Origin of the sequence: Azospirillum sp. (assembly GCF_035628975.1) — a bacterium.
Lineage (GTDB): Bacteria > Pseudomonadota > Alphaproteobacteria > Azospirillales > Azospirillaceae > Azospirillum.
This window is the reverse complement of sequence record NZ_DASPIS010000009.1, coordinates 1-7,160: the sequence shown is the minus strand read 5'-3', so window position 1 is coordinate 7,160 and position 7,160 is coordinate 1. Positions and strand designations below refer to the sequence as shown.

The following is a 7,160-nucleotide window of genomic DNA, read 5'->3' as shown; positions in this document are numbered from 1 at the left end:
ATTAAGGCTAACAGACGAGCCTGCGGAACAAGGCGATACCCATAAAGCGGAGTTCCAAAATGGCTACCACCAACACCGACGGCACGATCCAGGTCACCTTCGCGGTCAATGCCTGGGGCACCGTGGCCGGCGGGAAATGGCCGCATTTCCAACTGCTTGTCGATGGCAAGGTCATCGGCGACGCCACCGTCGCCTCCGCCTCGCAGTCGCGCTACGTCTTCACCGCCAACGTGCCGGCCGACAAGGCGCACGCCCTCCAGCTGGTCTACGACAACGACGACACGGTTAACGGCGTCGACCGCAACCTGTTCGTCAAGTCCTTCGAGGTCAACGGCAAGACCATCCTCGCCATCGACCCCTCGGTGAAATACGACACCGGCAAGATCGACGGGCTGAACGTCATCGCCGGGCAGAGCGAGATGTACTGGCCGGGCGCGCTGAACGTCGCGCTGCCCGCCACGCTGTTCTCGACGGCCCCGGTCGATACCGGCACCGACACCGAGACCATGACCACGACCATCAAGGTGAAGGCCTACGGCATCAGCGCCGGCGGCCAGGCCCCGCATTTCAAGCTGCTGATCGACGGCGAGGTGGTGGGCGATGCCTGGGTCAACGCGACCTCGGCCACCGACTACACCTTCACCGCCAAGGTGGACCCCAACGAGGCCCACAAGATCCAGGTCTGGTACGACAACGACGCGACCGTGAACGGCGTCGACCGCAACCTGTACGTCAAGTCGATCAACATCGACGGCAAGACCATTTCCGCCACCTCCGACATGGCCTCCTACGACAAGGGCCCGGTCGACGGCAAGTTCGTGGTCGCCGGCCAGGAAGGCCTGTTCTGGGGCGGCGCCCTGTCCTTCGGCGTGCCGGAGGAGTATTTCGGCGGCGCCTATGTCCCGCCGCCGCCGCCGACCCCGACCAAGCCGGTCGACATCGTCGTCAACGCCTACGGCAACTCGGCCGGCGGACAGGCGGCGCATTTCAAGCTGCTGGTCGACGGGCAGGTGATCGGCGACGCCAAGGCCACCTCCACCACCGCGGGCTACAAGTTCACCGCCGACATCGATCCGACCAAGGCCCACACGGTCCAGGTCTGGTACGACAACGACGCCACGGTGAACGGCGTCGATCGCAACCTGTTCGTCAAGTCGGTGGTCATCAACGGCAAGACCGTCCCCGTCACCGACAGCATCGTCACCTATGACAAGGGTGCGGTCGACGGCAAGGACGTGGTCAAGGGCCAGGAAGGCCTGTATTGGGGCGGCGCCCTGAACATCAAGGCCGGTGCCGAGATGTTCGGCGACACCCCCGCTCCGCAGAACCCCGTCCCGACCCCGCCGACCAAGCCGGCCTTCTACGTCGCGACCAACGGCAAGGATACCTGGTCCGGCAAGCTGTCGGCGCCGAACGCCGACGGCACCGACGGTCCCTTCGCCTCGCTGGAGAAGGCGCAGGCCGCCATGCGGGCCAGCTCGACCGTCGACACCACCTATGTCCGCGAGGGCACCTACCACCTGACCAAGACGCTGGAACTGACCTCGCTCGACAACGGGCACAGCTTCCAGAACTATCCCGGCGAAAAGCCGGTGCTGAGCGGCGGCGAGGTGGTGAAGGGCTTCACCAGCGAGGGCAACGGCCTCTATTCGGCCAAGCTCGGCACCGCCAGCAACCTCGACCTGATCGTCGGCGACGTGCGCCAGCATCTGGCCGAGAAGTACGCCTATGACGCCGCCGACGTCACCACCGGCTGGCGCTTCGCCGATGCCGCCTCGGGGGGGCCCAGCGGCTGGTACATCCGCTCCCATGGGACCGAGGTGACCGCGTCCGACATCCAGCCGGGCACGATGATCCAGGTGATGGACGCCGAGCGGCTGGGCGACACGCTGACCAGCATCGAAAGCTTCAACGCCGCCACCCGCACGATCAAGCTGAAGAACGGCGCCTCGCTGCCGTTTGCGGAAGGCACCACCTACAAGCTGCTGAACAACGCATCCTACGTCGATCAGGCGGGCGAGTTCGCCTGGCGCGCGTCGGACGGCAAGCTGCTGTACAAGGCCGCCAGCTCCGGCTTCGCGTCGACCGGCGTGGAGGTGCCGCGGCTCGGCACGCTGATCAAGCTGACCGGCGCCAGCGACGTCACCCTCGACGGGCTGACCTTCAAGAACACCACCACCGGCGGCGACGCCCTGCTGCTGACCAATGCCGACGGCAACCACATCAGCGACAACAGCTTCCTGAACGTCGGCACGGCGATCCGGCTCAGCTCGGGCTCGTCGAACAACCAGATCGCCCACAATACGCTGAACCACCTCGCGGAAAACGGCATCGAGATGGATGGCCGCAGCAACGGCAACACCATCTACGCCAACAGCATCAGCAACATCGGCGAGGTGCGCAAGGCGGTGTCCGGCATCTTCGGCACCGGCGTCGACAACAACGTCATCTCCAACAACGACATCGACCACAGCGCCCGCTACGGCATCTCGTTCAAGGATTACGGCGGCAGCACCAACACGGCCAACCACAACAACGTCATCCAGTACAACAACGTCTCCTACACCGGGCTCGAGACCGCCGACGGCGGCGCCATCGAGATCCTCGGCCGGTCCAGCACCAACACCGGCCTGATCATCCAGGGCAACCGGATCGAGCATGCCAACGGCCTCGCCACCAGCGCCCAGGATACCTGGATGTACGGCCAGAAGGGCTTCGGCATCTATCTGGACGACATGGCCGGCGGCGTCACCGTCCGGGACAACTTCATCAAGGATGCCGACTGGGCCTCGGTGCAGATCCACGGCGGCGACAACAACGTGGTGACCAACAACTTCTCGGTCATCGCCAGCAACAAGGAAGACTTCATCCGCATCGAATGGCAGCCGGTGCACGGCACGGCCGGTGACCCGCACAACAACACGATCACCAAGAACGTGGTGATGGGAACCCTGCCGCTGGACGACTACACCGAACTGCTGAGCGCCAACGACTTCGTCATCGACCAGAACCTGGTCTACAACGTGCCGAAGTACGGCGACCACGACGTCAGCGCCAAGCCGATGTTCACCAACGCCTATTGGGGCGACTACTCGCTGCAGGCGTCCTCGCCCGCCTTCGCGATGGGCATCCACGACCTCGCCTGGTCGAAGATGGGCGTCGTCGGCACGGCGGCGGCCGGGATGGAGCAGTTCTGGGACGGCGTCTGATCGCACGATCCCGGATGGCGGCACCGGAGGCTGATCCCTCCGGTGCGCCGATCCCGGCGATGGGCGGAGTCCGGTGGGCGGAGCCTGCCCTGCTCGACGGTGTCGGGCAGGACGGGTTCCGCCCTTCGGCGTTCGTCCATCCGCGTTTCCGGCATGGCACATTGCCCCGGCTTGGCTCCAGCCTTGCCGCGCACCATATGCGGATTCCCGATCGAGACCGGACGGACAGAGACCGTTTCCATTGATGATGCAGATGAGCAGGATTGCGGGGACAGCAGGCGGGGCAGCAGGCGGGAGGGTGGCGGCGATGGTGGCCGGCCTCCTGATGTGCATCGCCGGCCCGGTGCCGGCCTTGGCGCAGGAAGACCAGAAGCCGAAATTCGGCCCCGACGCGGTGCCGATCACCCGCGCCGCCGACCATCTCCGCAGCGCCCCTGCGCCCGATTACTGGGCGCTCAGCCCCTTTTACGTGCCGCAGACGACCAGCGCCTCCTGTTCGCTGGCCAGCGTGACGATGATGCTGAACGCCCTGCGCGGTCTGCCGGCACTGGCGTCGGAGCGGCTGGTGACCGGCCGGCAACTGCTCGACCGTCTGGACGACGACCATTGGCGCGCCGCCACCGCCGAGGATGGCGAGGGCGTCTCCTTCGGCGAACTGGAGCGCTATGTCCGCCGCAGCCTCGCCGCCTACGGCATCGACGCGGAGGTGGAGGTCTGGCGCCCGCGCGACGCCTCCCCCGCCACGCTGGCGGAACTGCGCCGCATCCTGACCGAGAACGAGCGCAGCGCCGACGACATCATCCTGCTGGCCTTCGACCAGGGGACGCTGACCGGCGACATCGGCGTCGGCCATATCGCGCCGCTGGGGGCCTATGATCCGGCGACGCGGCGCGCGCTGGTGATGGACCCCGACCGCCTGTGGTACGTGCCCTATTGGACCGGCGACGCCCGGCTGCTGGATGCCATGCTGAAGCCGGACCGTGCCGATCCGGAGGGCAGCGGCCTGATCCGCGTCCGTGCCCGCCGGGTGTCGGGATAGGCGGCGTTACTTCACTTCCTGGCTGGTGAGGTCGGAGGGATTCTGCGAGCGTGTCGGCTCGTTGGGCTGGTCGGGCTCGCTCGCCCACTGGTTCGGACGCGGCACCGGCGTGCCGTTCAGGTCGGGTGGCGCCCGGCGGACCTCGGCGAGCGCCTGCCGCAGCTCCCCGCTGCCGGTGGCGGCGGAACTGGTCGGGTTGGGCGGCTTGTTGCCTTGCTGGCTGGGAAGCGGATCCTGGCTCTGCTGGACTTTGCCGTCGCGGGCGAGTGCGTCGCCGGCCGACTCCTTCGATCCGGATTCGACCTGCTGGGCGGGTTGCTGCTGAGCCGGTTCATGCTGGGCCGGCTGCTGGGCCGTGGCGGCCAGCGGCAGGCCGGCGAGAAGGCTGGACAGCAGCAGGGCGGCGGCGAACTTGCGCATGGCGCATCCTTGGGTTCGGGGGCTTTGATCTGGGGCTTTCGAGAGCCCGGCGGCACCAATCGCCCGCCGGCGCGTTGTACCGGGGACGGAGTCCGTATCCAGCCCATCAGGAACACCGCCCATGCCCACCGAGTTCCCGTCCGCGCCCGCCTTGCCCGCAACTCACCCGGCTTCCCCGCCCGACCGCGCCGAACGGCGGACGGTCGGCGTCGTGGTGGAGCTGCGGCGCGTCGACAATCCCTGGATCGAAGCGCGCTGGCAACCGGTCCTGCTGGTCCCGCCCGAACCCGACCGGCCGGACTGGAGCGTGGTGGCGGAGGGGCCGGACTGGACGCGCCACTACGCCGGCACCGCCGAAATCGCCCTGTTCCCGACCGAAGCGGAGAACTACAAGCACAACCTCGACGGCGGCAACCCCTGCGCCTACGTCATCCTGCGGCCGGGCGGTCCGGCACCGGGGATGCAGTTGCTGGCCGTCACTGTGGACCCCGGCGAGATCGACGCCCATGCCGAGGCCGGCGACGACGTGATCGAGCCGCTGGCGCTGCCGATCCCGCTGCTCCTGTGGATGGACGGCTTCGTCGCCCGGCATTATGTCGAACGCCCCTTCCACAAGCGCAAACGCGACCGCGCCGACACCGAAGCCCTGGCCCGGCACGGCAGGACGGAGCGGCCTCGGCATGGCTGACCCCACAGCCGCGGATGAAGGCTTCCTCGGCCGCTGGTCGCGGCTGAAGCGGGAAACGCGGACGGAGGAGGTGCCGGTCGAAGCTTCGATTGCGGTGCCGGAACGGCTGGACGAATCCTCGGTCGCGGCCTCGGCGGAGATGGCGGCCGCCCCTCCGGCGGCGGAGGAGGAGGCGCCGGACCTGTCCGACCTGCCCCCGCTCGACAGCCTGGACGGCGGCAGCGACTACACCGGCTTCCTGCGCCGCGGCGTGCCGGAGGAATTGCGCCGCCAAGCCCTGCGCAAGGCCTGGGCCAGCGACCCGGCCATCGCCGGCTTCCGCGGCTTCGCCGAATATGACTGGGACTACAACGCCCCCGGCTATGGCGCCCTGCGGCCCACCGACGACATCGCCCGCCTGCTCGACGCCGTGCTGCCCGACGAGAAGCGGGAGGAGGACCTGGTTGAAGAGGACGAGGTGGTGGTTGCTAACGTTCCGGCGGAGGGGGAATCGGCTGACGCCGACGTTCCTGTCGACACCACTTGCCCCCACCCCAACCCTCCCCCGCTGGGCGACTGCCGGATTCACACACATCGCGATGCAGCGGTAATCCCCTCTCCCCCCCGGGGAGAGGGTTAGGGTGAGGGGGGAGCACCCTGGGATTTTCCCAAAGGTCCCGCCGTGCATCCCCCTCACCCCGACCCTCTCCCCAGGGGGGAGAGGGAGAAGTCAGTTGGGAACTTCCCTCACACGCACCGCCCGCCATCCACCTCCAGGCACACGCCGGTCAGGAAATCCGCCTCGTCGGAACAGAGGTAGAGCGCGGAGTTGGCAATGTCGTCGGGTGTCGACAGGCGGCCGAGCGGGATGCTGCGCAGGAATTGCTCACGGCGTTCCGGCGTATCCTGCCCCATGAAGCGGTGGAGCATGCCGGTCTCGCCCGCCACGGGGGCGATGGCGCAGACGCGGATGCGGTCGGGGGCCAGTTCGGCGGCCATCGACTTGGTCAGGGTGATGACCGCCCCCTTGGAGCCGTTGTACCAGGTCAGGTTCGGCCGCGGCCGCAGGCCGGCGGTGGAGGCGATGTTCAGGATCACGCCGCCGCCCTGGGCGCGGAATACCGGCACGGCATGGAGGGCGCCGTGATAGATCGACTTCACGTTGACGGCATAGATGCGGTCGAAGGTGGCCTCGTCCACCTCCAGCATCGAGCCGTAGCGGTGGGTGTAGCCGGCATTGTTGACCAGGATGTCGAGCCGACCGAACTCGCCGATCGCCGTGGAGACGATCGCCCCGTAATCCTCCCCCACCGCGACGTCGGCGCGCACGGCCAGCGCCGTCTCGCCCAGGCTGTCGGCCACCCGGCCGGCCGCCGCCTCGTCCAGGTCGGCGACGATGACGCGGGCGCCTTCGGCGGCGAAGCGTCGGGCGATGCCCTCGCCGAAGCCCGATCCGCCACCGGTGATGACGGCGACTTTCCCTGACAAACGCATGAGCGGTTCCTCCCCGGCAATTCGCGTTCCCAAAAGCGCGCGGCCGTTGGGCGCGCGGACTCCGTACAACAGGGAACCGGCGCTTTCGGCCGCATCGTGAACACGGCGAAGAACGCATGATAGCGCGAAGCCGCCCGGTGGGGCAGTCGCCATCATCCGCTACATCGATTTGGAGAGATATAGGAGAGAATGGCGCGAGTGACGGGACTTGAACCCGCGGCCTCCGGCGTGACAGGCCGGCGCTCTAACCAACTGAGCTACACCCGCGCGATGGCTCCCGGTGCTGGACTCGAACCAGCGACAAGCGGATTAACAGTCCGCTGCTCTACCA

The 7,160-nt window shown here is 67.7% G+C and carries 6 protein-coding genes and 1 tRNA gene; 4 read left to right on the top strand and 3 right to left on the bottom strand.

Annotated features, from left to right (window positions below; translation table 11 throughout):
* The first annotated feature begins 59 nt into the window (after positions 1 to 59).
* On the top strand, positions 60 to 3,209 hold the full coding sequence (locus VD964_RS02590) for a carbohydrate-binding domain-containing protein (RefSeq protein ID WP_324865248.1): 3,150 nt from the start codon (positions 60 to 62) through the stop codon (positions 3,207 to 3,209).
* A gap of 307 nt (positions 3,210 to 3,516) precedes the next feature.
* Positions 3,517 to 4,248, top strand: a complete 732-nt coding sequence (locus VD964_RS02585; protein WP_324865246.1) for a phytochelatin synthase family protein — start codon at positions 3,517 to 3,519, stop codon at positions 4,246 to 4,248.
* Positions 4,249 to 4,254: 6 nt separating this feature from the next.
* Here VD964_RS02585 and VD964_RS02580 read toward each other — a convergent pair whose 3' ends face one another.
* Positions 4,255 to 4,668 carry a hypothetical protein gene (locus VD964_RS02580; protein WP_324865244.1) on the bottom strand — a complete coding sequence of 138 codons (414 nt, stop codon included), beginning with the start codon at positions 4,666 to 4,668 and terminating at the stop codon, positions 4,255 to 4,257.
* A gap of 121 nt (positions 4,669 to 4,789) precedes the next feature.
* On the opposite strand from VD964_RS02580, the gene VD964_RS02575 reads away from it, so the two are divergent.
* Both VD964_RS02575 and VD964_RS02570 read left to right on the top strand, forming a co-directional pair.
* Positions 4,790 to 5,356, top strand: a complete 567-nt coding sequence (locus VD964_RS02575) for a DUF3305 domain-containing protein (protein WP_324865242.1) — start codon at positions 4,790 to 4,792, stop codon at positions 5,354 to 5,356.
* Positions 5,349 to 5,975, top strand: a complete 627-nt coding sequence (locus VD964_RS02570; protein ID WP_324865240.1) for a DUF3306 domain-containing protein — start codon at positions 5,349 to 5,351, stop codon at positions 5,973 to 5,975. The genes VD964_RS02575 and VD964_RS02570 overlap by 8 nt, the downstream gene beginning before the upstream one ends.
* Before the next feature lie 107 nt (positions 5,976 to 6,082).
* Here the strand turns inward: VD964_RS02570 and VD964_RS02565 are convergent, their stop codons facing one another.
* The gene (locus VD964_RS02565; RefSeq protein WP_324865238.1) at positions 6,083 to 6,829 is read right to left on the bottom strand and encodes a glucose 1-dehydrogenase; all 747 of its coding nucleotides are present in this window, start codon (positions 6,827 to 6,829) and stop codon (positions 6,083 to 6,085) included.
* Positions 6,830 to 7,019: 190 nt separating this feature from the next.
* Positions 7,020 to 7,096, bottom strand: a tRNA-Asp gene (locus VD964_RS02560).
* Between the last annotated feature and the right edge of the window lie 64 nt (positions 7,097 to 7,160).

Coding starts and splice junctions, on each gene's coding strand:
- VD964_RS02565 (WP_324865238.1), bottom strand. CDS start 6,829: ATGCGTTTGTCAGGGAAAGTCGCCGTCATCACCGGTGGCGGATCGGGC.
- VD964_RS02570 (WP_324865240.1), top strand. CDS start 5,349: ATGGCTGACCCCACAGCCGCGGATGAAGGCTTCCTCGGCCGCTGGTCG.
- VD964_RS02580 (WP_324865244.1), bottom strand. CDS start 4,668: ATGCGCAAGTTCGCCGCCGCCCTGCTGCTGTCCAGCCTTCTCGCCGGC.
- VD964_RS02575 (WP_324865242.1), top strand. CDS start 4,790: ATGCCCACCGAGTTCCCGTCCGCGCCCGCCTTGCCCGCAACTCACCCG.
- VD964_RS02585 (WP_324865246.1), top strand. CDS start 3,517: ATGGTGGCCGGCCTCCTGATGTGCATCGCCGGCCCGGTGCCGGCCTTG.
- VD964_RS02590 (WP_324865248.1), top strand. CDS start 60: ATGGCTACCACCAACACCGACGGCACGATCCAGGTCACCTTCGCGGTC.